Source organism: Paraburkholderia agricolaris, assembly GCF_009455635.1.
GTDB lineage: Bacteria > Pseudomonadota > Gammaproteobacteria > Burkholderiales > Burkholderiaceae > Paraburkholderia > Paraburkholderia agricolaris.
Genome location: NZ_QPER01000001.1, coordinates 4,758,730 through 4,782,136 on the forward strand (window position 1 = coordinate 4,758,730; position 23,407 = coordinate 4,782,136).

Sequence of the window (23,407 nt, forward strand, 5' to 3'; positions counted from 1 at the left end):
CGTCGACTTTGAATCAGATTCTGATTGAGCGGCACCGTTCCGTTGCAGCGAGTGCCGCCCAGGGCGAGGCGCGACGCGGAAAAGAACGGCGATTGTGCCATAGCTTTTTCATACTTGACTGAAAAGACCGGAACATGCCGTCAAAACGGTAAAAACGTACGTTAACTTCGCACGACGTGGAAAATGCGACCGTTTTAACACTGAATCAGGCTCTCACAGGTTACAGATTCAACGTTGCAGAACGGTTTTTCGGAAAACTGCCGGCGTCGTTTTCTACCCATTGCAGGAGGTTCGAGCTCGGCGATTGCGCTCGATCGCACGCGGGTTCTTCTGTTTACAGGTTTACCGTATGTATACGTAGTAACAGTTAACAAGGTGCCTCGTTTTCTGTGGATAACCCCGGTTTACCGAATCGATTCATCGGGTTGTCGCTCGCATAACAGGATGCACAGCATGTGCGGCAGCAGCGGGTATACAAGGGTAACTTTTGGCGATTTTCGGCGGCGGCAAAGTTACCCCGTTTACGTCCACAACGGTTCCACATGAGTTGCGCGGGTTAACAAGGCAGTTATCCACAAGTTTCAGTGGATAACTTTTTCGTCACCCGTGTTCATGTTCAGCGCGTGCGCTTGGTCCGCGGTGCCATGGCGCAACGCACGTAAGAGGAAGCGAGCCGGATCGAGGTCTTCGGCCAGGTCGCGTTCGAGCGGCCACGGCTCACCTTCGATCTGGGAGGCGATCAACTCGGCGCCCAGGCTTGCCCATACCAGACCGCGCGAGCCGTAAGCGAATGCGCCATACAGGCCGTCGATGCGTGGCAAATCGAGCGGCCAGGCGCCACGCAGACGCTGGGCGTCACGTGCCGCTGCGGGTTCGTCGGCAAAATTGCCGATCATGGGCATCCGGTCGCTCGTCACGCAGCGAAACGCGACGCGCCCGGCGAGCGCTGCCACGCCTGCCGGATCGATAACGCCGTCAAAAGCCGGCAGCATCTGCGCGACCCGTTCGAGGTTTTCCAGATGGCCATCCGGGCGTAGCGACGTGTCAGGGTCGTCGAGTTCGTAGGTGGCGCCGGTTAGCGTGACGCCGTCGGCGAGTGGAACCGCGTAGCCTTCACCTATCACCGGCATGCCGAGCGGAGGTACGGTGCCGGCCGGCAGCAAAGTCAGCTGGCCGCGGATGCTGCGAGTTGGCGCGTGACGCAAACCGGCGATGCGCGCGGCCTCGTGTGCACTTGCGACAATGACCACCGGCGCGCGCGCGATCGCCTGCCCCGCCACATCGAAGACGGTCCATTGATTACCGGACCGTTCGAGGCGCCCCACGTCCACGCCGAAGCGGCGCTCGAGCAACCCAGCCGCGGCTGCACACTGCGCTGCGCAAAGCGACGCCGGATCGATCCAGCCGCCGTGCGGAAAGAACCAGCCACCGCGTGCGAGCGGCATGCCCGCTAATTGCCGGGCTTCGCTCAGCGATACGGGCGTGACGTATTCAGACGGGTAACCGAACGCCGTGATTGCTTCGCTCATCGAACGTGCTTCGTCGTCGTCCGCGGCGATCTGCAACAGGCCTCGAGCGCCGCGCAAGGGACGATGGCCCAGCCGTTCGAGCGCGGCCCAGCGTCTGAGCGTATAGAGAAAGCCCGCTCGCGTAACGCGCGAGGCGACGCTGTCATCCCGCGAGATCATCGGATGGAATACGCCGGCCGGGTTACCCGAGGCGTCCTGAGCGACCGATGCGTGCCGCTCCAGCGAGGTGACGCGCCAACCACGTGAGGCCAGACGCTCGATCGTCGCGCAGCCGGCGAGTCCGGCGCCGATCACGATCGCGTGCCGCTCATCGACTTCAAGCGGCGCGGGCGGTTCATAGCGGCGCACGCGCCAGCGTGGCGCGAAATGGCCGACCAGCATCGCGCGCTTCCAGCCAAAGCCGTCGACTTTTTGGTACACAAAGCCGTTCTGCGTCAGCGCACGCTTGATGTCGCCGGCACTGCTGTAGGTCGCGAACGTGGCGCCCTCACCGGCCAGGCGAGCGAGCGCCTTGAAGATCGCAGGTGTCCAGATTTCCGGGTTCCTGGCTGGCGAGAAGCCGTCGAGATAGAACGCATCGGCGCGTAACCTCAATGCTGGCAAGCTTTCCGCCGCGTCGGCGAACACGAGTGTCAGTGTGACGCGGCCGTTCTCGAACTCGAGCCGATGCGTGCCGGGGACCAGCATTGGCCATTCAATGGCCAGTGTTTCCGCCAGCGCGGCAATCTCGGGATTCGAAATCGTCGCTGCATAGACGCTGCGCAAATCGGCCTGAGTAAACGGATGCTTCTCGGTCGAGACGAAGTGCAAGCGCTCGCAACGCGCCGGATCGGCTCGCCATGCGGACCATGTCGTGAGGAAATTGATGCCCATGCCGAAGCCGGTTTCGAGCACGGTAAACACGCGCTTGCCCTGCCACTGCTGCGGTAGCTTATTGCCCCGGAGGAACACGTATTCAGCCTGTTCGAGACCGCCGACGGCGCTGTGATAAATGTCGTCGTAGCGCGGTGAAAAAGGCGTGCCGTTGTCGCGGAATGCGAGGACGGCGGGGATCAACGGATCGGTCATGCGCTGTGGAAAATGACGCTCGAAAGAGCGGATCAGACGTTACCGCCGGCGCGGGCAGCTCGCCAGGCGGCGAAAAAGACGTGCGGCAACGTTGGCAAAAACCAACGCTAAGCCCCGTCCACGCTGGGTTTCAGCCTTCGATTGAGGTCCGCGAAGAGAAAAAAGAAGGGTTTCCCCTGAATCTTGGCCCCAGAACCGCTTAAATCTTCGAAACCCTTATCCTGATTGGGTTTGCGCTGCGCTATCATAGCAAGCGCCGCGAAGGGAGCGGCGGCACGGCCGTGGGGCAGTCAATTACCCCATGCTAATTGTCCGGAGGGGATCCGGAGCCGCAGCTGCTCGACGGCGCGGCCCGCGCACGTATAATCGGCGCGTTCGCGCTGTTCGTGTCAACCTAAACTCAGAAAGGAACCTTAATGAACAAACAGGAACTGATCGACGCCGTCGCAGGACAGACGGGCGCCAGCAAGGCTCAAACCGGTGAGACGCTGGACACGTTGCTTGAAGTGATCAAGAAGTCTGTGTCGAAGGGTGATGCGGTCCAGTTGATCGGCTTCGGCAGCTTCGGTTCGGGCAAGCGCGCAGCACGTACGGGTCGTAACCCCAAGACCGGCGAAACTATCAAGATCCCGGCCGCCAAGACCGTCAAGTTCACGGCTGGTAAGGCGTTCAAGGACGCTGTCAACAAACGCTAAGCAGATTACTGCCTGGCAGTTGACACCCGCCAATGGCGGGTTTTTTTTCGTCTGGAATTACTGTTTAGCCGTGACGGGCGTCTCGGCCAGACAGTTGGCGTGAGGCCGCAACGGCCTCGCCGGCTCAATCGTGACGATGCACGATTTCGCCGTGGGCATGGCCGTCGTGGTCATGATGGTCGTGGTCATGGTCGTCTTCGTCGAAGTCCCATGCTGGGAACGGATCGGCGAATTGTTGCCATGCTTGCGGTCCCGCCGCGTATTCCTCGTCGGTGACGAGGCACGCATCGAACTTCGCTTTCCACACTGCCGGGTCAATGCCGACGCCGATCATCACCAGTTCCTGGCGACGGTCGCCAATGCTCAGATCGTCCGGATCGCCGTACCAGTCGGCGGCAATTTCGGCAGCCAGCTCGTCATCGCCATCCGGCCATTCGCTGCGATCCTGAGCGGCCCACCACATGCCCGCCGGACCATGCCGGCAAGCGCCACCTGCCTGCGACAGCGAACCCGCAATGTCGTTACGCGTGGCGAGCCAGAAGAAACCCTTGCTGCGCAAGACGCCCTGCCACTCCTGATGCAGCAGCGCCCACAGGCGCTCCGGATGAAACGGCCGCCGCGCGCGGTAAATGAAATTGCCGATGCCGAATTCGTCCGCTTCACCGTGATGAGCGTGGCCGTGTTCATGGTCATGCTCATGTTCTTGATTGAGCGACGCCAGCCAGCCCGGTGCGCTCGAAGCCTCGTCGAAATCGAAACGTCCGGTGTTCAGCACGTCGGCAAGCGGCACCTCGCCGAAACGGCTTACTACCTGCACGGCACGCGGATTGACGCGCGCGAGGATGCGCTGCAAACGCGTGAGTTCGTCGGCGCTCACCAGATCGGCCTTGTTCACCACCAGCACGTCGCAGAACTCAATCTGCTCGATCAGCAATTCGACCAGCGTGCGATCGTCCTCTTCAGTGGCGGCGATGCCCCATTCGGACAGCGCGTCGGCGGAACCGTAGTCGCGCAGAAAGTTGAACGCGTCGACCACCGTCACCATCGTATCGAGCTGCGCGATGTCGGATAGCGACACGCCGTCGTCGTCGACGAAGGTGAAGGTTTCGGCGATCGGCATCGGCTCGGCCACGCCGGTCGACTCGATCAGGATTGCATCGAAGCGCTTTTCGCCGGCCAGCCGCTTGATTTCAACCAGCAAGTCGTCGCGCAACGTGCAGCAGATGCAGCCGTTCGACAGTTCGACGAGCTGTTCTTCGACATGTGAAAGCGCGGCGGCGTCGCGCACCAGCGTTGCGTCGATATTGACGGCCGCCAGATCGTTGACGATCACGGCAACGCGCAAACCTGCACGGTTCGCGAGGATGTGGTTCAGGAGCGTGGTCTTGCCCGCGCCCAGAAAACCGGAGAGGACGGTGACGGGCAATAGCGGCTGGTTCATCGCAGTACAGAAAGACAAGAGGATTGGAGGGCGTGCCGGGTGGGGTCGCATGACTCCTGGGCCAGAAGATGGCCGAACACCGGCGGCAGCACGAAGCCGCATTGTGCATCAAAACGGAAAAGGGCCGTGCGGCGAGAACGGCTCAGTGCGCAGCCGGCATCAGATTCCACTTGCGCAGGATGGCGGCGATTTGCTGCGCATACTTGTCACGCAACGCCGGCGTCTCGGAGTGATACGCGCCGACCGCCTGCCAGGTATTGCCGTACTTGTTCATCTGACGGCGCAGATGCCACGCCGCAATATAGACGTTCTTGCAAGGCTCCATCAGCGTGCCTTGCGAGATGCCGTACTGGGCGAGCGTGGGCAGATGAACCGAGTTGATCTGCATGACGCCGTAGTCGGTCGAGCCGTTGGCGTTCTTATGCAACGCATCCGGTCGATTATGTGACTCCTGCCACGCAATTGCGCGCAGAATCAGGGGGTTCACCTTTTGATATCCTGCGGCCTCGTCAAAGCAATCGGCACGCGCGGACCCTGCTGTGATCAGCACGGCAAGTCCTGCAGCGACAGTGACGAAGGTTCGTTTCATCAGTCAATAAATACGACTAAACAAATCGCAAGGATAAGGTTTGGTAAGGCAATGCATCGGCCATACTTCAGCCGCTGGAAGCCGGTGAGGCTCGCTGGCCGGGCCTTTGTCGGGCATCGGGGAAAACCCGCCTCGGCAAGTCGCTACCAGCACCTCGAACGGCTCGTATCATACCGGCAGGCAGACACCCGTCAAGTTGGCTAACCGACATAGAAGAGCGTAAAACGAAGCACTTTTGCGGGTCGGCGCACACAAGCGCGTTTGCTTTCAATTGCTTGACGGTTCGAGGCGGTCTTTAGAGTAATCGCACCGGGTCGTTTGTTTTGTGACAAATCCGACATGAAAAACTGTTACTGTTCATTTTTTTCGGACTTTGGAGGTCCGGCATCCTGGGGATTGACCCCCCGTGAGGCCGGCTGGCAGACCGACAGGGCGGCGGCCTGCTCAAATGTTCGCACTGCATGACCGTCGACGGCTTGGGCCGTCGGCTTCGAACCCACATTCCATGAGAAGAAATCGTATGGCATTGCGTCGCGTCGCAACGGCGCTGCTGGTGGCTGGATTGATCACCGCGCAGACAGCACAGGCACAGGTGACACTCAACTTCGTGAACGCTGATATCGACCAGGTGGCCAAGGCGATCGGGGCGGCAACCGGCAAAACGATCATCGTTGACCCGCGCGTGAAGGGTCAGTTGAACCTCGTGTCAGAAAATGCAGTGCCCGAAGACCAGGCGCTGAAGACCCTGCAATCCGCTTTGCGGATGCAGGGTTTTGCACTGGTCCAGGATCACGGCGTACTGAAGGTGGTGCCCGAGGCCGATGCCAAGCTGCAAGGCGTGCCGACCTATGTCGGCAATGCGCCGGTGGCGCGGGGCGATCAGGTCGTCACGCAGGTGTTCACGCTGAAGAACGAATCGGCTAATAACCTGCTGCCGATCTTGCGTCCGCTGATCTCGCCTAACAATACCGTGGCGGCCTACCCGGCCAACAACACGATTGTGGTGACCGATTACGCCGACAACGTGCGGCGCATCGCGCAGATCATCGCGGGTGTCGATACGGCCGCCGGCCAGTCGGTGTCGGTGGTGCCGCTGAAGAACGCGAACGCGATCGATATCGCCGCGCAGCTGACCAAGATGCTCGACCCGGGCGCGATCGGTAGCACCGACGCAACGCTGAAGGTGTCGATCACCCCGGACCCGCGCACCAACTCCCTGCTGATTCGCGCGTCGAACGGCGGCCGGCTCGCGGCCGCGAAGCAACTGGCGAGGGAACTCGATACGCCGACCACCATGCCCGGCAACATGCACGTCGTGCCGCTGCGCAATGCGGACGCGACGAAGCTCGCGAAGACCTTGCGCGGGATGCTCGGCAAAGGCAGCGGCGACACCGGCTCGTCAGGCGGCTCGAACGAAGCGAATTCGTTCAACCAGAACGGCGGTGGCGGGTTGGGCGGCAGCAATTCGACGGGCACGTCGGGTACGCCGCCGCTGCCCTCGGGCGGACTTAACAGCAGTTCGATGTCGTCGCCGATGGGCGGCGGTAGCGGTGGAGGCTCGAACAGCGGTTCCGGCGGCCTGCTCGGCGGTGACAAGGACAAGAGCGACGACAATCAGCCGGGTGGCATGATCCAGGCGGACGCGGCGACCAACTCGCTGATCATCACGGCGGCCGAGCCGGTGTACCGCAATCTGCGGGCGGTGATCGACCAGCTCGACGCGCGGCGCGCGCAGGTCTATATCGAGGCGCTGATTGTCGAACTGAACTCGACCACGAACGCCAACCTCGGCATTCAGTGGCAGGTCGCGAACAGTTCGGTTTTTGCCGGCACCAATCTGGCGGCCGGCACCGGCAACAGCATTATCAATCTGACGGCCGCCGCCGCGGCAGGCGCCGCTACCGGTGGTCTCGGTGCAGCACTCGCCAGTGGCTCGGGTCTTCAGCAGGGGCTCAACGTCGGCTGGGTGCACAATATTTTCGGTGTGCAGGGACTTGGCGCGCTGTTGCAGGCGCTGTCGCAAACCGCCGATGCGAACGTGCTGTCCACGCCTAACCTCATCACGCTCGACAACGAAGAAGCGAAGATCGTGGTCGGTACGAACGTGCCGATCCAGACGGGTTCGTATTCGAATCTCACGAGCGGCACCAGCCCGGGTTCGGCGTTCAACACGTATGACCGTGTCGACGTGGGTCTGACGCTGCACATCAAACCGCAGATCACCGACGGTGGGATTCTCAAGCTGCAGCTCTACACGGAAGATTCGGCGATCGTGAACGGCACGACCAATGTGTCGACCAACCCGGCCGGTCCGCAGTTCACCAAGCGTTCGATCCAGTCGACGGTGCTTGCCGATAACGGCGAAATCATCGTGCTGGGCGGCCTGATGCAGGACAACTATCAGGTCAGCAACAGCAAGGTGCCGCTGCTGGGCGATATTCCCTGGCTCGGCCAGTTGTTCCGCTCGGAACAGAAGACCCGCCAGAAGACCAACCTGATGGTGTTTCTGCGTCCGGTGATCATCACCGATCGCGATACCGCGCAGGCCGTGACGGCGAACCGTTACGACTACGTGCAGGGCGTGACGGGCGCGTATAAGTCGGACAACAACCTGATGAAGGATAAGGACGATCCGGTGGTTCCGCCGATGCCGCTCGGCCCGAGCCAGGGCGGTTCGCCGGCGATGAACCTGTTCAATCTCGACCAGATGCGTCGCCAGCAGATAGCGCCGCCGTCGGCTCCAGTGATGAACGGCGGTGCTGTGCCGGGCAACCCCGCTGTGCAGACGAACCCTGTTACTAACGGTGGCGCTGTGCCGACGAATCCCGCTGTACAGACAAACCCGGCAACCGTGGGACCGTCCACCGCATCACCTGGAGCGCAGCCGTGAGCACGCCGTCCACGCCGCCGTCAGCTTCGCGAACGTCGGCAGCAGCCCGAGCTTCGGCGATTGCGCCCGCAGTTGTGGCGGAGCATGCCGAACGCATCGCGCCGTCGGCGGTGGCCGCGCGTCTCGTGCCCTATGGCTTCGCCCGCAGCGGCCAGATTCTGGTCGCGCATCAGCACGCCGACGGCCTCGAAGTCTGGATCAGCGAACGCACCAGCGACGCCGCGCTGGCCGAGGTCGCGCGCAACTTCGGCGCGTTGTCCGTGGTGCGTGTGCCGGCCGACGAACTGGCCCAGGCGATCAACCAGGCTTACGCGCGCCAGGACGGCAGCGCAGCGCAGGTGGTCGGCGAAGTGGAAGGCGAAGTCGATCTGTCGCGTCTGATGCAGGACATTCCCGAGGTCGAGGATCTGCTCGAATCGGAAGACGACGCGCCGATCATCCGCATGATCAACGCGCTGCTCACGCAGGCCGCGCGCGAACAGGCCTCGGACATTCACATCGAGCCGTTCGAGACTTCTTCGGTGGTGCGCTTCCGGGTCGACGGTACGTTGCGCGATGTCGTGCGACCGAAGAAGGCCCTGCATGGCGCACTGATCTCGCGGATCAAGATCATGGCGCAGCTCGACATTGCCGAGAAGCGTCTGCCGCAGGATGGTCGTATCACGCTGCGCGTGGGCGGCCGTCCGGTCGACGTGCGGGTCTCGACCCTGCCTACCGGTCACGGCGAACGTGCGGTGCTGCGTCTGCTGGAAAAGGACGCCTCGCGCCTGAATCTCGAAGCACTCGGTATGGCGCCCGACACACTCGTCAGGTTCGACAAGCTGATCGGCAAGCCGCACGGCATCGTGCTGGTGACCGGGCCGACCGGCTCGGGCAAGACGACTACGCTGTACGCGTCGATGTCGCGGCTCGAAACGGCGACCACCAACATCATGACGGTCGAAGACCCGATCGAGTACGACCTGTCCGGCATCGGCCAGACGCAGGTCAACGAGCGGATCGGCATGACCTTCGCGCGGGCGCTGCGCTCGATTCTGCGGCAGGACCCGGACGTCATCATGATCGGCGAAATCCGCGACCTGGAAACCGCGCAGATCGCGGTGCAGGCGTCGCTGACGGGTCACCTGGTGCTGGCCACCCTGCACACCAACGACGCGGCCTCCGCCGTGACCCGTTTGACCGACATGGGTGTCGAGCCGTATCTGCTGGCGTCGTCGCTGCTGGGTGTGCTGGCGCAGCGGCTGGTGCGGCGTTTGTGCCCGGTGTGCCGCGAGGAGCGTGTCGAGGAAGACGGCAGCGTGCGCTGGCATCCGGTCGGCTGCGACAAGTGCGGACAATCGGGCTATGCGGGACGGCGTGGTGTCTACGAACTGCTGCTGATCGACGACGAGATCCGCACGCTGGTTCACCGCAACGCCTCCGATGCGGAAATTCTGGCGTCGGGACGTGCGCAGGGCATGCGTACGCTGCGTGAGGACTCGGACCGCTGGCTGGCGTCGGGGCTGACGTCGCTCGAAGAAGTGATTCGCGTGACGGGCGGAGCATAAACGCATGCCGGCATTTCGTTTCGAAGCGATCGATGCGGCGGGCAAAGCGCAAAAGGGCGTGCTCGACGCGGACAGCGCGCGCGGCGCGCGGACCAATTTGCGTTCGCAAGGACTGACGCCACTCGTCGTTGAACCGGCCGCGACGCGCACACGTGGCGAGCGCAATCAGCGCTTGTCGCTGGGACGGCGTTTATCCCAGCGCGAGCAGGCGATTCTCACGCGGCAACTGGCCAGTCTGCTGATCGCCGGCTTGCCGCTCGACGAAGCTCTCGCGGTGCTGACCGAGCAATCGGAGCGCGACTACATCCGCGAGCTGATGGCGTCGATTCGCGCGGAAGTGCTCGGCGGCCATTCGCTCGCGAATGCGCTGACGCAGCATCCTAAAGACTTCCCCGAGATCTATCGCGCGCTGGTGGCGGCCGGTGAACATACCGGCAAGCTCGGTCTCGTGCTGTCGCGTCTCGCCGACTACATCGAGCAGCGCAATGCGCTCAAGCAGAAGATCGTACTCGCGTTCACCTACCCGGCGATCGTGACGCTGATCGCATTCGGCATCGTCACGTTTCTGCTGAGCTACGTCGTGCCGCAAGTGGTAAACGTGTTCGCCAGCACCAAACAGCAACTGCCGATCCTCACCATCATGATGATGGCGCTGTCCGGTTTCGTGCGGAACTGGTGGTGGGCGATGCTGATCGGCGTGGCCGCGCTGGCGTATCTGGTGCGCTCGATCCTGAAGCAGCCTGGTCCACGCCTCGCGTTCGACCGGTGGCTGCTGACCGCCCCACTGCTTGGCAAACTCGTGCGCGGCTACAACACGGTGCGTTTTGCCAGCACGCTAGGCATTCTGACTGCCGCGGGCGTGCCGATTCTGCGCGCGTTGCAGGCCGCCGCCGAAACGCTCAGCAACAACGCGATGCGCGAGAACATCGACGATGCGATCGTGCGGGTGCGCGAGGGTACGTCCCTATCGCGCGCGCTCGGCAATACGAAGACGTTTCCGCCGGTGCTGGTGCACCTGATCCGTTCGGGTGAGGCGACCGGCGACGTAACGACCATGCTCGACCGCGCGGCCGACGGCGAAGCACGTGAACTGGAGCGGCGCACGATGTTCCTGACGAGCCTGCTCGAGCCGTTGCTGATTCTGGCGATGGGGGGTGTGGTGCTGGTGATCGTGCTGGCGGTGATGCTGCCGATCATCGAGTTGAACAACCTGGTGCAGTAAGTGGTGCAGTGAGGACGCAGACGTGCTTCGGTTGCGCGTGGCTGCAACGAGGGATGTAGCAGCCGTTGTGACAATTGCTTGCGGGGCGGCCGCCTTGGGGCAACCGCCGCGCAATCCGCCGAAGCGCGGCGGAACGTCTGGACTAGCGCACGTAGATAGTAGGACCTGCCGGATTGGCCGGCAGGAATACTTCGGAATGCGCGCCATTGCGGTCGATGATGATCGAGCGGGGGCGGACTTCAGAGAGTTTGGCGCCTTGCATGAGCGCGCTGCCGAGCGACACCGCATGGGGCGGTTCACCGCCGACGCTGACGATGGCCGCGGCGCCTTCCCGCAAAGCGAGGATGCCGAACAGATGCACGTCCTGGTTGGCGCTCCGGGTGAGCTGGCCGCCGAACAGCGTGGCGGCCTGTTCGGTCGAGACCTGCGCGTGCGCGGCGGCAGCGGGCAACGGCGCACCGGACGTGGTGGCGAGCGTGATGACCCAGTAGGTCAATGTCGCGCAAAACACGGCGAACAGTGCGAGCGACAGAAGGCGGATTTGAATGGCGTTCATGCGCATATTGTACGGACTATTGTGAAAATTGCGTTGGGGGAAAGTACTCCTAAGCTCGCGTGAAACGCGAGATCCCCGAGGGGACGCAAGAAACTGGGGGTTGCGTGGCGTTTTCTCGCAACCCTTCAACTGCATGACATTAAAATGACCGGCCGGGCGTGTTCAATGGCAGCCCCGATTGGCTGACACGCGAATCCCGCCCGATCGAAAACTTCACCTGAAAAGAGGTAGCAAGCTATGCAACTGTCGACCACTCGACGAATTGGAATCGCGAACCCGCGCAGCCGTCGTCAGCGCGGTTTCACACTGATTGAAATCATGGTCGTGATCGCGATTCTGGGCATCCTGGCCGCGTTGATCGTGCCGAAAATCATGAGCCGTCCGGACGAAGCGCGCCGCGTGGCCGCCAAGCAGGACATCGGCACGGTGATGCAGGCGTTGAAACTCTATCGTCTCGACAACGGCCGCTATCCGACTCAGGAGCAAGGCTTGCGCGCATTGATCGAAAAGCCGACCACCGACCCGGTGCCGAACAACTGGAAGGACGGCGGTTACCTCGAACGTCTGCCGAACGATCCGTGGGGCAATACCTACCAGTATCTGAATCCGGGCGTGCATGGCGAGATCGACGTGTTCAGTTATGGCGCGGACGGTAAGCCCGGCGGCGAAGGCAACGATGCGGACATCGGTTCGTGGCAATAGTCCCGGCGGTTTCGTAGTTCGGTAGTTTGATAATTCATTAAGCGCAGTTGATCGTCAGGCGCGCCGGATCGCCCAGTTCCCTGGCGACCCACCGCGCGTCTTATCGACTCATTGTTTTTCTGATTTTTGGTTGATCGTTTGTGGCCGGCACTATGCGACTGTCCGCTTGCAAGTCCCCTGTGGACACTCCGTGTACGGCGTCGCTGCCGGGCACGGCGTGCGTCGGCGCGCGCGTGCGCGGCCGGCGTGGCGCAGGTGGTTCCGGTGCTACCGGCCCGAAGCGTGCGGCGGGTTTCACGCTGCTGGAAATGATGGTGGTGCTGGTGATCGCGGGCATTCTGGTATCGCTGACCGCGCTGACCATGACGCGCAACCCGCGCACCGATCTGAACGAAGAGGCGCAGCGTCTCGCGCTGCTATTCGAATCGGCTGGCGACGAAGCCCAGGTGCGCGCCCGGCCGATCGCCTGGCAACCGCTCGACGGCGGGTTTCGTTTCGATGTGCGTACCGAAGACGGCTGGCGTCCGCTGCGTGACGATTTACTCGGGCCGCGTAACTGGGAAGGTGGCGTGACTGGCGTCACGATCAATTATCCTGGGTCGGATTCGCACCCGAGCCGGGTCGTGTTCGGTACCGAAGCGATCGACGTGCCCGTGCAGATCACGCTGTTTTCGGCGGTGGGACGCGCGACGATTGTCAGTACCGGCAACGGCCGCTATGAGGTGCACTGAGATGCGTCGTTGCAGGGACATGAGCGCGCGCGAGATGGTCCACGGCGCGCAGCGCGGTTTTACGATGATCGAAGTGCTGGTGGCGCTGGCGATCATTGCGATTGCGTTGGCCGCGTCGCTGCGAGCGGTGGGGAGTCTGGCGAGCGGCGAGGCCGATTTGCATCGACGGTTGCTGGCGGGATGGAGCGCGGACAATACATTGGCGCAATTGCATTTGACACATGGCTGGCCGAATGTCGGCTCGACGAGTTTTGACTGCTCGCAGGGCAATTTGCAGTTGATTTGTACCGAGCATGTGACGGCGACGCCGAATCCGGTGTTTCGTCGAGTGGAAGTCATGGTGACGATGCCTGGGCGTTCCGGCAATCTCGCCCAGATGGTCACGGTGGTCGCGAATGAAAACAACCGTTCGCTCTGAGCGCCGCGGCCGATCGGGCGCGCGTGGTTTCACGCTGATCGAGCTGCTGGTCGCGATCGCGATCATGGCGGTGATTGCCGTGTTGTCGTGGCGCGGGCTGGACCAGATCATTCGTGGCCGGCAGACGATTACGAATGCGATGGAAGACGAGCGCGTCTTTGCGCAGGTGTTCGACCAGATGCGGATCGACGCACGTCAGGCCGCGTCGGACGATGAGTCCGGGCAGGCCGCTGTGTCGATTAGCGGCAGTGTGCTGCAGATCGTGCGGCAGATCCTGCTGCCGGGGACGGCGCCGCGCTTGCAGGTGGTGAGGTATCGCGTATCCGAGGGGCGGGTGATTCGGTATGCGTCGCCGCCGCTGGCGAATGTGGGCGAGTTGCGTAGTGCGCTGCGCGGTGGCGAGGGTGATGGCTGGACGGCAGTGCCTTTGATGGGCGGCGTTGGGGCTATTTCGGCTCGTCTTTATGTGCCCAAGGTTGGCTGGACCACGCAGATGAAGGATGTGCAGAGTGCTATTACGGAGAACGATAATAATTTGAAGGTGCCCCAGTTGGGGAATGCGCCGCTGCCGCGGTCGGTGACGGGGCTGGAAGTGAGTGTGGGGGCTAAGTCGTTGGCGCGGCCTGTCACGCGGGTTTTTCTCGTCGGAGAATGAGATGAGGGTTTTGTTGTTGTCTCCGCGACGGTTTGTGGTTGTGTGGTTTGTTCGCCTTTTGCGGCGGGCTTGGTTGCGGTCTTCTTGTGTTGGCCTTTCCTTGTTTTGCTATCGGTCTATTGGCGTTCCCCCTGTGCGGGGGGGCACCTACTTTTCTTTGCCTGCCGCAAAGAAAAGTAGGCAAAAGAAAGCGGCTCAAACCGCTAATGCTAAGCGGGTCCCCCGCACAGCCAACGGTAGTGGTGCATCTGGAATCTGTATTCCCGCACACTTCGCCTCAGTGACAAAGCAGTCATTAGCTCCGGCGGCGCTCCGCGCGCCGATGGGTACACCTCAAACAATCGGGCCTTTGGGCGTGACGCCCTTTTCAGCCGCACTCCCCAGTTCTGACGCACCGGCATTGCCGGGGAAAAGGGTTGGGCACTTCGCCGAGGCGAAGCCGAGGGCTCCCACTCACCCCGGCCAAGGCCGGGGGTTTTCGAAGTGGACCGTTCCGGTGAGCGCGCAGCGCGAGGCGGGAGGTATGACGGCCTTGTCACTTCCGGTTGGGGACATTGGGGCACGGATTCCAGATGCACCACTACCCTCTCCAAGCCAGGGGACCCGCTTAAGAGTTAGCGGTTTGAGCTGCTTTCTTTTGCCTACTTTTCTTTGCAGCAGGCAAAGAAAAGTAGGTGCCCCCCCGCACAGGGGGAACGCTAATAGACCGATAGCAAAACAAGGAAAGGCCAACAAAGCAATCGCACAGCCAAAAGCCCAACGCGGCGCAGCGATCATCAGCGCCCTACTGGTAGTCGCGCTCTCAGCGATATTAGTATCGGGCATGCTCTGGCGCCAGCAAGTCCAAATCCGCAGGATAGAAAACCAGCGTCTCCTATCCCAGGCGCAATGGGTCGCCCGCGGCGCGCTCGACTGGACGCGCCTGATTCTCCGCTCGGAGGGCGACACCTCGGCAGGCATCACGTATCTGGGCGGCCTATGGGGCGTCCCCATCGCCAAAACACGTCTGTCGGATTTCCTTGGACAAATCGGTGAAGTCAGAGCCGAGCAAGGCCAGGCAACCTATCTGTCAGGTTCAATCGAAGACGCCCAGGCGAAATTCAATCTCCGCAATCTGGTCTCGAGCCCGGCGCCCGGCGTCATGCAAGTGAACATGGAGCAGGTCGACGCCTATCAGCGCCTGCTCGTATCTCTCGGTGTGAACAGCCAGCTGGCGAAAACCACCGCCTTGCAGGTGCGCTCGAGTCTCGCGCAATCGGCGACACGTTTCCAGACGGTCACGTCCGCCGCGGGCACGACGGCGACCCCGCTCACCGCGGGCGGCGGCGCTATAGGCGGCAGCTTCACCGATAAACCCGGTATCGAGGACGGTGACGACAACGCCGCAGTCGCGCCGCTGCAAATGACCAGCGTCGATTCGCTGCTCGATATCCCCGGCTATACGCCGGAAATGGTCGCGCGTTTGCGGCCGTTCGTCACCGTGCTGCCGACAGTGTCGGCGGTCAACATGAATACGGCCTCCGCCGAAGTCGTCGCTGCAATCGTGCCGGGGATGAATCTGTCCGCCGCACAAGCCTTCGTCGCGCGCCGGCAGACCGTGTTTTTCCATAACGTCGCCGATGTGCAACTGGCCTTGCGCGGCGCCGGCGTACAGTCGGTGTCGATCGATCCGAATGAGATGGACGTCAACACGAGCTACTTTCTGATCCACGGCCGCGTGCAGCACGAACGCGCGGAAGTCGATCGCACGACCCTCGTCTATCGCGATGCTTTGACTCACACTACGCGTATCGTGCGGGTACAAGACCAATTATGAATAACGCCTTTCCCAGAGAGAGTGGCCTTTGAGCACGCTGATCGTTCTATTGCCGCCGCGTGATCCGGCGGTGCCGTCGCAGGAATGGCAACTGCCGGACTTGCCGTTCGTGCTGCTCGACAAGTCGGGCCGCACCCAACGCGCGGGCCGCTCGGCGCTCGCGCTGTTGCCGCGCGCCTCGTCGACGGTGCTGATGGTCGCCGCCCGCGACCTGCTGATGATGCCCGCCAAGCTGCCGCCGTTGCGCGGTCCGCGGCTGCGCCAGGCATTGCCGAATATCGTCGAGGATCAACTGATCCAGGACCCGCAAACCTGCCACATCGCCGTCGATCCGCAACCGGTCGCAGGCGGCCGGCAGTTGCTCGCGATCATCGACCGCGGCTGGTTCCGCTTCATCTGCGAGGGCTTTGCCGCAGCGGGCCACCGCAGCGTGCGCGCAGTGCCGGTTACGCGCTGTCTGCCGCAAGCCGTCGCGCTCGACACCCCCGCCGAAGTCGCGGAAATGGTCAACGCGGGCGAGCCGGTGATGGCAGGTACGGCCAGCGTGGCGACATCGCTGCCGGGTGTCGCGCCGGTAGTGGCGCCAGAAGTCGCGTCGGTAATGCCGATGGTGGCGGCCGTGCTCGGCGCCGTTGTTCAGACCGCGCCCGCATTGCTGCTTGAAGGCGCGGTCGAACGTGTGGTGGACAACGGTGCGCCACGTGTCGAACTGGCTATCGCGCGCGGCGTGCAAGGCGAAGGGCTGGCGGTGCCGGCCAGCGCGGTGAACGCGACGCTCAGCGCGCTCGCCGGCGCGGCGCCGGTCTCGCTGTATATGCTGACGGAAGTGCCCGGCACCGAGCCGAGTCTCGCCGCAACCAGTCCGGCCAAGCTTGCCGCCTATGTGCACGGGGCCAGCCCGCTGCCGTTCGAGCAGCTCGCACGCCGCGCGCTGGCGTGCCGTTTCGACCTGTGCCAGTTCGAGTTTGCCTCGCAACCGTGGCGGCTCGACCGCGCGACGCTGCGGCGCCTGCGCCTGCCGGTCCTGCTGGCGGTCGGCGCGCTGGTGATCGCGATTATCGGCGCGAACGTGCAGTGGATGATGCTCGCGCGTCAGCGCGACGCGATCAACACGCAGATGACCGAGCTGCTCCTGAACACCTTCCCCAAGACGACGGTCGTGCTCGACGCGCCCGATCAGATGTCGCGCCAGTTGCAGCAGTTGCGGGTGGCCGCGGGTGAACTGTCGCCGGACGATTTTCTGTCGCTCGCCGATGGCCTTGCGCGTTCGTTGGCGCCAGTGCCGGTCAACGGTATCGCCGCGCTCGACTATCACGACCGGCGGCTCGACGTGACCTTCAAGCCCGAGGTGAAACTCGATGCCGATTTCGCCAAGCGTCTGTCGCGCAACGGCCTGACCGGTGCGATCGACAGCAACACCGGCAAGTGGACCATCAGGAACGGACAATGAAAGCTGAACTCGCCCAAAGCTGGGCTGGATTCTGGGACCAACGCACCGAGCGCGAAAAAACGCTGCTGGCGTGGGGCGGCGGGGCGCTGGCCGTGGTGATCGCGTGGTCGGTGCTGTGGGCGCCTGCGCAGGACGGCCGTGCGCATCTGCGTGAATCGCTGCCTACCCTGCAGCGTCAGTTGGCGCAGATGACCGCGCAATCGAATGAAGCGCGCCAGCTCTCCGCCGCGGCTCAAGGTGTTGCGCCGACCGGTGCGGCACTGAAGGATGCGCTCACCGCCTCGCTCGGCGATCACGGGTTGGCCGCGACCCAGGTGCAGGTGATCGGCAATGCGGTGCAGATCCAGATGAAGAATGTCTCGTTCCCCGCGTGGACGAGCTGGGTCGACGACGCGCGCAAGCAGTTCAAGGTGCAGGTCGCCGAAGCTCACGTGACCGCTCTCAAGGAAGACGGCCAGGTGGATCTGATGGCATCGTTGCAGCCGTCCACCGCGAAATGACCGCGCCGTTACAGGATCTCGCATGACTTACTGGATGCGGCGCCTGCGCGTCGCGCTACCCTGGCTGGCGATCGCGGTGCTGGCCAGCGCGGCCGTGATGCTCACGCTGTTGCCGGCTGCCTGGATCACGCCGCAATTCGCCAGGCAAACCCGTGGCCACGTCAATCTCGTCGATCCCGCCGGCTCGTTGTGGCACGGTTCGGCCACGCTAATGCTGGCTGCCGGTTCCGACATGAGTGCCGCGACCCTGCTGCCGGGGCGGATCGAATGGCGCACGGCGTTCTGGCCGCTCTTCACCGGCCGTGTGCGGATGATCATGCGGCACAGCGAGGCGATGCCCGACCCCATCACCGTCGACATCACGCCGCGCACCGCCACCGTCACGCCAGGCGCAATGGCGGTGCCGGCTTCGCTGCTGAGTGGGCTCGGCGCGCCGTTCAATACGCTCGATCTGCAAGGCGACGTACGTCTCGCGTGGTCAGATTGGCGCAGCTTCAATCAGGAAGCGTTCGGCCAACTGACTGTGACGCTGAACGACGTCAGTTCGCGCGTCTCGCTGGTCAAGCCGCTAGGCTCTTACCGGCTGGTGTTCCAGGCGCAAGGCGCCTCGTCCACGCTGGATCTGACGACTCTCAAAGGGCCGCTGATGCTGACCGGCAATGGCACGGTGTCGGCAGTCTCGACGTCGTTTCACGGAACGGCCAGCTCCGCGCCGGAAGCTCGCGACAACCTGGCCGGACTGCTGAATCTGCTGGGACGGCCGAGCGGGCCCGATAGCGTCGCATTGACATTCGTGCACTGAGGCGCGGATTGCGAAAAAAAGAGGCGTGGCCGCATTTCGCGGCCACGCCTCTTTTGCATTTCGTTAGTGCGCCGCGCGCCTAGTCGCTCCGGGCTGCCGGCGACGTGGCTCCGCTTTGCGCCACAGGTGTGGCCGGCGCTGCCGGTAACGGTGCGGGCGCCGCCACATCGCCCGTTTCGCGGTTCATTTGCGACGCATCCCAGCCACCGCCGAGCGCCTTCACGAGACCCACCGACGACACCATGCGCTGCCCGGCGAGGCTTTCCAGCTTCTGCTCCGCGGTGAAGGCGGTGGTCTGCGCGGTCAGCACGTTGACGTAGCCGACCGTCCCCGCCTTGTACTCGTTCGTCACGATGGCGAGCGCCTGACGCGCGGAATCCACGGCCTGCCGCTGCACGACGATTTCCTGTTCGAGGATGCGTTGCGAGGCGAGGTTGTCCTCGACGTCCTGGAACGCCGCCAGAATCGTCTGACGGTAGGTGGCGACGTCCTGATCGTAGACGGCGCGAGCGGCTTCGGTCTTTGCCTGGCGCAGGCCCGCGTCGAAGATCGTGGCGGCGAGCTGCGGGCCGAGCGTCCAGAAGCGCGACGGCAAGGTCAACAACTGCGAGAACGCTGAACTCTGGAAGCCGCCGGTGGCCGACAGCGTGAGCGACGGGAAGAACGCGGCAATCGCGACGCCGATCTGTTCGTTCGCCGCCGCCGCCGTGCGCTCGGCCGCCGCGATATCCGGACGCCGCTCGAGCAGCGCGGACGGCATCTGCGCGGGCACGGCAGGCGGCGTAGCGGTTAGCGGCATGGGTGGAATCGAGAAGGTCGAGGCCGGCTCGCCGACCAGGACGGCGATCGCGTGCTCGTCTTGTGCGCGCGCTACGCCGTTGTCGATTGCGGCCGCCTGCGCCGACTGCAGTTGCGTTTGCGCCTGAATGACGTCCGAGCGGGCGGCGACGCCTGCTGCGTACTGATTCTGCGTGAGTTGCAGCGAGCGCTGATAGGCCGCTACCGTGTCGTCGAGCAGCTTCTGGGTGGAGTCGAGCGCGCGCAGTGAGAAATAGGTCTGCGCGAGCGTGGCCTGCGCGGACAGCCGCGCATTCGCCAGATTGGCGGCGGCGCCCTGCTGGCCGGCCTTTTGCGAATTCACCGAGCGCGTGACCGAACCCCACAGGTCCGGTTCCCAGCTTGCGTCGAGTTGCACGTTGTAGTTGTTGCTGATGCCGGAGCGGCTCGAGGTCGTCGCGCTGCTGCTGGACGACGAACCATAGCCGGAGCGCGTCACGCCTGCCGATGCACCGACGGTCGGAAAATACGCCGCGCGTGCCTCGCCGACCAGCGCACGTGCCTGCCGGTAGGCGGCGGCATATTGGGCAATGGTCTGATTCGACGTGTTCAGCTTGTCTTCGAGCGCGTTGAGTTGCGGGTCTTCGTAAATGGTCCACCAGTCGCCGCGGTCCTGCCGATCGGCTGGCTGAGCGACTTTCCAGCCGGGTGCGGCTTCTTTGTAGGAAGCGGGGATCTCGGCCGCGGGCCGTTTGTAGTCGGGGCCGACTGCACAACCGACCAGCGAGGTGGCGAGGGCTGCGGCTACCGCGATAGTCAGGGCACGGGGCGCAAGCGTCCGCGCGCGCGAGATTCGATCAAACTGCATGCAATGGATTCCTTCAGGACGCCGCAGCGCGGCCAATGGCGGCACTGCCAGCCGGGCGAGATCATGGCTCTGCCGGAATGTTAGCGTATGGGGCCGCATGAGCGCGGCAAACTGAAAGGGTAATGCGAGGGAAGGCGGAGGTGTGTTACTTAGGGTGTCGGGATGGTTACGCGCTGTTACCGGCCTGGTTGCCCTTGGCGACGCGAAGCGCTGCACGTGCAACCGGGACCGGCCCTGCGAGAAGAAGAGAGTTAAAGCGCGACGCTTTAGACCCGCGAATCCGACGACGTCGTCTGCCGGGCCAGCTTGCCCGCCGCAGCCCGGCACGGTGCATCACCTCTCGCCTGGCAGGCGCCAGCAGGACTTCCGGAGATGGCTGGAACGCCATTGGCCGCGCCGCCGCCGACACCACTCACAGCCGGCAATTCCGTTGATTTCGCTGCTGCAGCGGCTTGAGCCCCCTTCTGTACCCGCCGATGCTCGAACCACGCAAGCACCGCGACGCCTACCGAGCCACCGGGCAGCACAAACAGCACAGCGAGCAACGCCAGCTTCCACCAGCGATGCGGCCCTTGAAAGCTGCTCATTGCGGAATCGGTCAGGGAGCGGCTCAAGCCGCCGAGGGTGTTTTTGAGGTACAGCATGGGGGAAATCCTTTTCGCACGGCGCCGGCGCGGCGTGCAGACAATCGGTCAGAACATGGTCTCGGGTGGCGCAGGTTGCGCGTAACTCGTTGCCTATCATAATATTGACTATGCAATTAAATTTCAAGATACTTTGCTCGTTCGCAAGAGCGGTGTTGTTTTTTGTGCTGCTCGCGTCGTGCGAAATCCAATTTGACTTGTCTGCTTAGGCAGCTAGAATTCGTTCTGCTTGGCGATGTTCCCGGATACACGATGACTGACGGCCCCTACAAAGCAGACGAGATTCGACTCGAATCGAGTCTTGGCTATTACCTGACGAAAGCGCGAAACGTGCTCGTCGAACGAACCGACCGCGCAGTTAAACCGTTAGGACTGACCGCTCAACAGATCGGTGTGATTCTGATGTTGTCCGCGCAACGCGCGAACACGCCGTTTGAGTTGTCGCGTGTCATGTCATACGACAGCGGATCGATGACACGTTTGCTCGATCGTCTTGAAAAGAAAGGCTTTATCGTGCGCACACGCAGCGACGCCGACCGCCGGATGGTCAAGCTGGAGTTGACGCCGCAAGGTCACGAAGCCGCGCGGCAATTGCCCAGTCTGGGCGCCGCCGTGCTGAACGAGCAGTTGCGTGGATTTTCCGCCGCGGAGCATGCCACCCTGCTCGACCTGCTCAGCCGTTTCATTGCGAACGGCATCGGTGAGGGCGCTGGCGGCTGCTGTGGACTCGAAACAACGCAGGAATCGCTGGAAGACTTACCCGAAGTGCCGTCGGCAAAGCACGGCGAGCGGTAACCAGGAGGCGCTTTTGAACGCGCCGTTGTTTGAAAATGTCTGTCTGGGCAGAGGGTGATCCGGCATGTAAGCACACCGTTAGACGGGTGCGATAAAGCTGCCGCGACAAGCTTTCCCGGTTGAGGAGAATCACACATGGCTGCTACGGCTTCCGCCGATGCCCTACCCGCCGCCGAACCCGCGCCGCTCAAAGGCGGGACGCTGGCCTTGCTCACCGTCGGCCTCGCGCTGGGCACGTTCATGGAAGTGCTCGATACGTCGATCGCGAACGTCGCCGTGCCGACCATTTCCGGCAGCCTTGGCGTGGCGACCAGTCAAGGCACCTGGGTCATCTCGTCCTATTCCGTGGCATCAGCGATCGCGGTCCCGCTGACCGGCTGGCTCGCGCGGCGTGTCGGCGAGGTGCGGCTGTTCACGCTGTCTGTTCTGCTTTTCACGGTCGCCTCGGCGCTGTGCGGCTTCGCGCACAATTTCGAGTCGCTGATTGCGTTCCGGCTTCTGCAGGGGCTCGTTTCCGGGCCGATGGTCCCGCTCTCGCAGACGATTCTGATGCGCTCGTACCCACCGGAAAAACGCGGGCTCGCACTCGGCCTCTGGGCGATGACTGTGATCTGCGCGCCGATTTTCGGGCCTGTGATGGGGGGCTATATCACCGACAACTACACGTGGCCGTGGATTTTCTATATCAACGTGCCGATCGGGTTGTTCTCGGCGGTATGCGCGTTCCTGCTGTTGCGCGGCCGTGAGACCAAGGTCACCAAACAGCGTATCGATGCGGTCGGTCTCGCGTTGCTCGTAATCGGCGTGTCATGTCTGCAGATGGTGCTCGATCTGGGCAAGGATCGCGACTGGTTCAACTCGACCTTTATCGTCACGCTGGCGATTATCGCGGTGGTGTCGATTGCGTTCCTGCTGGTTTGGGAGATGACGGATAAGGAACCCGTTGTCGATCTTTCGCTATTCAAGGATCGTAACTTCGCGCTCGGGGTAGTGATTATTTCGTTCGGGTTTATGGCGTTCTTCGGGTCGGTGGTGATTTTCCCGCTGTGGCTGCAGACGGTGATGGGATATACCGCCGGGATCGCCGGTCTGGCGACGGCGCCGGTTGGCATTCTGGCGCTGTTTCTGTCGCCGATGATCGGCAAGAATATGCATCGGTTGAATCTGCGTGTGGTGGCGAGTTTTGCGTTCATCGTGTTTGCGTTTGTGTCGTTCTGGAACTCGACTTTTACGCTCGATGTGCCATTCAATCATGTGATCTGGCCGAGATTGGTGCAGGGTATCGGCGTTGCCTGCTTCTTTGTGCCGATGACTACTATTACGCTGTCCAGCGTGTCGGATGAGCGGCTTGCTAGTGCTTCCGGGTTGTCTAACTTTTTTCGGACGCTGTCGGGGGCGATTGGGACGGCTGTTAGTACGACTTACTGGGAAAATGACACGATCTATCATCATGCGATGCTGACCGATTCGGTTAATGTTTATTCGGCTAATACTAATGCTTATACCAATGCGCTGGCCGGGATCGGGCTTTCTGGGGATGGTCTCACCGCTCAGTTGAATCAGGTTGTTACAGCGCAGGCTTATATGATGGCCACTAATGACTTTTTCCGCATTTCTTGTGCGGCGTTTTTGGTGTTGGCGGTGCTTGTTTGGGTTACTAAACCCCGTAAAGGGGTTGGGCCTTCTATGGGGCATTGACTGGTTTTTGTGCT

General features: G+C 62.7%; 20 protein-coding genes. 14 read left to right on the top strand and 6 right to left on the bottom strand.

Features of this window, described 5'->3' with window-relative positions; genetic code table 11:
- Positions 1 to 581 precede the first annotated feature (581 nt).
- The gene (mnmC, locus tag GH665_RS21035) at positions 582 to 2,597 is read right to left on the bottom strand and encodes a bifunctional tRNA (5-methylaminomethyl-2-thiouridine)(34)-methyltransferase MnmC2/FAD-dependent 5-carboxymethylaminomethyl-2-thiouridine(34) oxidoreductase MnmC1 (protein ID WP_153138044.1); all 2,016 of its coding nucleotides are present in this window, start codon (positions 2,595 to 2,597) and stop codon (positions 582 to 584) included.
- Between the two features lie 416 nt (positions 2,598 to 3,013).
- Here mnmC and GH665_RS21040 point away from each other — a divergent pair, with 416 nt between their 5' ends.
- Complete coding sequence (locus tag GH665_RS21040) at positions 3,014 to 3,292, top strand: HU family DNA-binding protein (RefSeq protein ID WP_006050811.1); 279 nt, start codon at positions 3,014 to 3,016, stop codon at positions 3,290 to 3,292.
- 124 nt (positions 3,293 to 3,416) lie between these two features.
- Here the strand turns inward: GH665_RS21040 and GH665_RS21045 are convergent, their stop codons facing one another.
- Both GH665_RS21045 and GH665_RS21050 read right to left on the bottom strand, forming a co-directional pair.
- Complete coding sequence (locus tag GH665_RS21045) at positions 3,417 to 4,733, bottom strand: GTP-binding protein (RefSeq protein ID WP_153138047.1); 1,317 nt, start codon at positions 4,731 to 4,733, stop codon at positions 3,417 to 3,419.
- 142 nt (positions 4,734 to 4,875) lie between these two features.
- The gene (locus tag GH665_RS21050) at positions 4,876 to 5,322 is read right to left on the bottom strand and encodes a lytic transglycosylase domain-containing protein (protein ID WP_153138049.1); all 447 of its coding nucleotides are present in this window, start codon (positions 5,320 to 5,322) and stop codon (positions 4,876 to 4,878) included.
- 520 nt (positions 5,323 to 5,842) lie between these two features.
- Between GH665_RS21050 and gspD the strand changes: the two genes are divergently transcribed.
- The 3 genes from gspD to gspF are packed head-to-tail and all read left to right on the top strand — an operon-like array spanning position 5,843 to position 10,981.
- Complete coding sequence (gspD, locus tag GH665_RS21055) at positions 5,843 to 8,212, top strand: type II secretion system secretin GspD (RefSeq protein ID WP_153138051.1); 2,370 nt, start codon at positions 5,843 to 5,845, stop codon at positions 8,210 to 8,212.
- Positions 8,209 to 9,759 carry a type II secretion system ATPase GspE gene (gene gspE / locus GH665_RS21060; RefSeq protein ID WP_153138053.1) on the top strand — a complete coding sequence of 517 codons (1,551 nt, stop codon included), beginning with the start codon at positions 8,209 to 8,211 and terminating at the stop codon, positions 9,757 to 9,759. The genes gspD and gspE overlap by 4 nt, the downstream gene beginning before the upstream one ends.
- Before the next feature lie 4 nt (positions 9,760 to 9,763).
- Entirely contained in the window at positions 9,764 to 10,981 is a 1,218-nt protein-coding gene (gene gspF, locus GH665_RS21065) for a type II secretion system inner membrane protein GspF (protein ID WP_153138055.1), read from the top strand.
- Between the two features lie 142 nt (positions 10,982 to 11,123).
- On the opposite strand, the gene GH665_RS21070 is transcribed toward gspF, so the two are convergent.
- The gene (locus tag GH665_RS21070) at positions 11,124 to 11,537 is read right to left on the bottom strand and encodes a type II secretion system protein N (RefSeq protein ID WP_153138057.1); all 414 of its coding nucleotides are present in this window, start codon (positions 11,535 to 11,537) and stop codon (positions 11,124 to 11,126) included.
- A gap of 237 nt (positions 11,538 to 11,774) precedes the next feature.
- Here GH665_RS21070 and gspG point away from each other — a divergent pair, with 237 nt between their 5' ends.
- The 8 genes from gspG to GH665_RS21110 all read left to right on the top strand — a co-directional run bounded on the left by gspG (position 11,775) and on the right by GH665_RS21110 (position 18,611).
- Positions 11,775 to 12,239, top strand: coding sequence for a type II secretion system major pseudopilin GspG (gene gspG, locus GH665_RS21075; protein ID WP_153138059.1), 465 nt, complete (start codon positions 11,775 to 11,777; stop codon positions 12,237 to 12,239).
- A gap of 152 nt (positions 12,240 to 12,391) precedes the next feature.
- Positions 12,392 to 12,970, top strand: coding sequence for a GspH/FimT family pseudopilin (locus tag GH665_RS21080; RefSeq protein WP_153138061.1), 579 nt, complete (start codon positions 12,392 to 12,394; stop codon positions 12,968 to 12,970).
- A 1-nt stretch (position 12,971) separates the two neighbouring features.
- On the top strand, positions 12,972 to 13,388 hold the full coding sequence (gspI, locus tag GH665_RS21085; protein ID WP_153138063.1) for a type II secretion system minor pseudopilin GspI: 417 nt from the start codon (positions 12,972 to 12,974) through the stop codon (positions 13,386 to 13,388).
- Positions 13,366 to 14,043 (top strand): PulJ/GspJ family protein, encoded by a 678-nt coding sequence (locus tag GH665_RS21090; protein ID WP_153138064.1) that lies wholly within the window; start codon positions 13,366 to 13,368, stop codon positions 14,041 to 14,043. The genes gspI and GH665_RS21090 overlap by 23 nt, the downstream gene beginning before the upstream one ends.
- Positions 14,044 to 14,752: 709 nt before the next feature.
- A complete protein-coding gene (gspK, locus tag GH665_RS21095; RefSeq protein WP_153138612.1) occupies positions 14,753 to 15,859 on the top strand; it encodes a type II secretion system minor pseudopilin GspK in 1,107 nt (368 codons plus the stop codon).
- A 28-nt stretch (positions 15,860 to 15,887) separates the two neighbouring features.
- Positions 15,888 to 17,309: a type II secretion system protein GspL gene (gene gspL, locus GH665_RS21100; protein ID WP_153138066.1), complete on the top strand. Its 1,422-nt coding sequence runs from the start codon at positions 15,888 to 15,890 to the stop codon at positions 17,307 to 17,309.
- Positions 17,306 to 17,809 carry a type II secretion system protein M gene (locus tag GH665_RS21105; RefSeq protein WP_153138068.1) on the top strand — a complete coding sequence of 168 codons (504 nt, stop codon included), beginning with the start codon at positions 17,306 to 17,308 and terminating at the stop codon, positions 17,807 to 17,809. The genes gspL and GH665_RS21105 overlap by 4 nt, the downstream gene beginning before the upstream one ends.
- Positions 17,810 to 17,831: 22 nt before the next feature.
- Positions 17,832 to 18,611, top strand: coding sequence for a type II secretion system protein N (locus GH665_RS21110; RefSeq protein ID WP_153138070.1), 780 nt, complete (start codon positions 17,832 to 17,834; stop codon positions 18,609 to 18,611).
- A gap of 79 nt (positions 18,612 to 18,690) precedes the next feature.
- Here GH665_RS21110 and GH665_RS21115 read toward each other — a convergent pair whose 3' ends face one another.
- Together GH665_RS21115 and GH665_RS21120 are read right to left on the bottom strand one after the other, a co-directional pair.
- Positions 18,691 to 20,256, bottom strand: coding sequence for an efflux transporter outer membrane subunit (locus tag GH665_RS21115; protein ID WP_153138072.1), 1,566 nt, complete (start codon positions 20,254 to 20,256; stop codon positions 18,691 to 18,693).
- A 266-nt stretch (positions 20,257 to 20,522) separates the two neighbouring features.
- Entirely contained in the window at positions 20,523 to 20,900 is a 378-nt protein-coding gene (locus GH665_RS21120; RefSeq protein WP_153138074.1) for a hypothetical protein, read from the bottom strand.
- Positions 20,901 to 21,152: 252 nt separating this feature from the next.
- Between GH665_RS21120 and GH665_RS21125 the strand changes: the two genes are divergently transcribed.
- Positions 21,153 to 21,695 (top strand): MarR family winged helix-turn-helix transcriptional regulator, encoded by a 543-nt coding sequence (locus GH665_RS21125; RefSeq protein ID WP_153138077.1) that lies wholly within the window; start codon positions 21,153 to 21,155, stop codon positions 21,693 to 21,695.
- A gap of 135 nt (positions 21,696 to 21,830) precedes the next feature.
- Positions 21,831 to 23,393, top strand: a complete 1,563-nt coding sequence (locus GH665_RS21130) for a DHA2 family efflux MFS transporter permease subunit (RefSeq protein ID WP_153138079.1) — start codon at positions 21,831 to 21,833, stop codon at positions 23,391 to 23,393.
- Positions 23,394 to 23,407 lie beyond the last annotated feature (14 nt).

What these genes read in the sequence shown, in the direction of transcription:
- gspD (WP_153138051.1), top strand. Translation starts at nt 5,843, where the DNA reads ATGGCATTGCGTCGCGTCGCAACGGCGCTGCTGGTGGCTGGATTGATC.
- GH665_RS21070 (WP_153138057.1), bottom strand. Translation starts at nt 11,537, where the DNA reads ATGAACGCCATTCAAATCCGCCTTCTGTCGCTCGCACTGTTCGCCGTG.
- GH665_RS21125 (WP_153138077.1), top strand. Translation starts at nt 21,153, where the DNA reads ATGACTGACGGCCCCTACAAAGCAGACGAGATTCGACTCGAATCGAGT.
- gspG (WP_153138059.1), top strand. Translation starts at nt 11,775, where the DNA reads ATGCAACTGTCGACCACTCGACGAATTGGAATCGCGAACCCGCGCAGC.
- GH665_RS21105 (WP_153138068.1), top strand. Translation starts at nt 17,306, where the DNA reads ATGAAAGCTGAACTCGCCCAAAGCTGGGCTGGATTCTGGGACCAACGC.
- gspI (WP_153138063.1), top strand. Translation starts at nt 12,972, where the DNA reads ATGCGTCGTTGCAGGGACATGAGCGCGCGCGAGATGGTCCACGGCGCG.
- GH665_RS21120 (WP_153138074.1), bottom strand. Translation starts at nt 20,900, where the DNA reads ATGCTGTACCTCAAAAACACCCTCGGCGGCTTGAGCCGCTCCCTGACC.
- mnmC (WP_153138044.1), bottom strand. Translation starts at nt 2,597, where the DNA reads ATGACCGATCCGTTGATCCCCGCCGTCCTCGCATTCCGCGACAACGGC.
- GH665_RS21130 (WP_153138079.1), top strand. Translation starts at nt 21,831, where the DNA reads ATGGCTGCTACGGCTTCCGCCGATGCCCTACCCGCCGCCGAACCCGCG.
- GH665_RS21050 (WP_153138049.1), bottom strand. Translation starts at nt 5,322, where the DNA reads ATGAAACGAACCTTCGTCACTGTCGCTGCAGGACTTGCCGTGCTGATC.
- gspF (WP_153138055.1), top strand. Translation starts at nt 9,764, where the DNA reads ATGCCGGCATTTCGTTTCGAAGCGATCGATGCGGCGGGCAAAGCGCAA.
- GH665_RS21040 (WP_006050811.1), top strand. Translation starts at nt 3,014, where the DNA reads ATGAACAAACAGGAACTGATCGACGCCGTCGCAGGACAGACGGGCGCC.
- GH665_RS21110 (WP_153138070.1), top strand. Translation starts at nt 17,832, where the DNA reads ATGACTTACTGGATGCGGCGCCTGCGCGTCGCGCTACCCTGGCTGGCG.
- GH665_RS21090 (WP_153138064.1), top strand. Translation starts at nt 13,366, where the DNA reads ATGAAAACAACCGTTCGCTCTGAGCGCCGCGGCCGATCGGGCGCGCGT.
- GH665_RS21045 (WP_153138047.1), bottom strand. Translation starts at nt 4,733, where the DNA reads ATGAACCAGCCGCTATTGCCCGTCACCGTCCTCTCCGGTTTTCTGGGC.
- GH665_RS21115 (WP_153138072.1), bottom strand. Translation starts at nt 20,256, where the DNA reads ATGCAGTTTGATCGAATCTCGCGCGCGCGGACGCTTGCGCCCCGTGCC.
- GH665_RS21080 (WP_153138061.1), top strand. Translation starts at nt 12,392, where the DNA reads ATGCGACTGTCCGCTTGCAAGTCCCCTGTGGACACTCCGTGTACGGCG.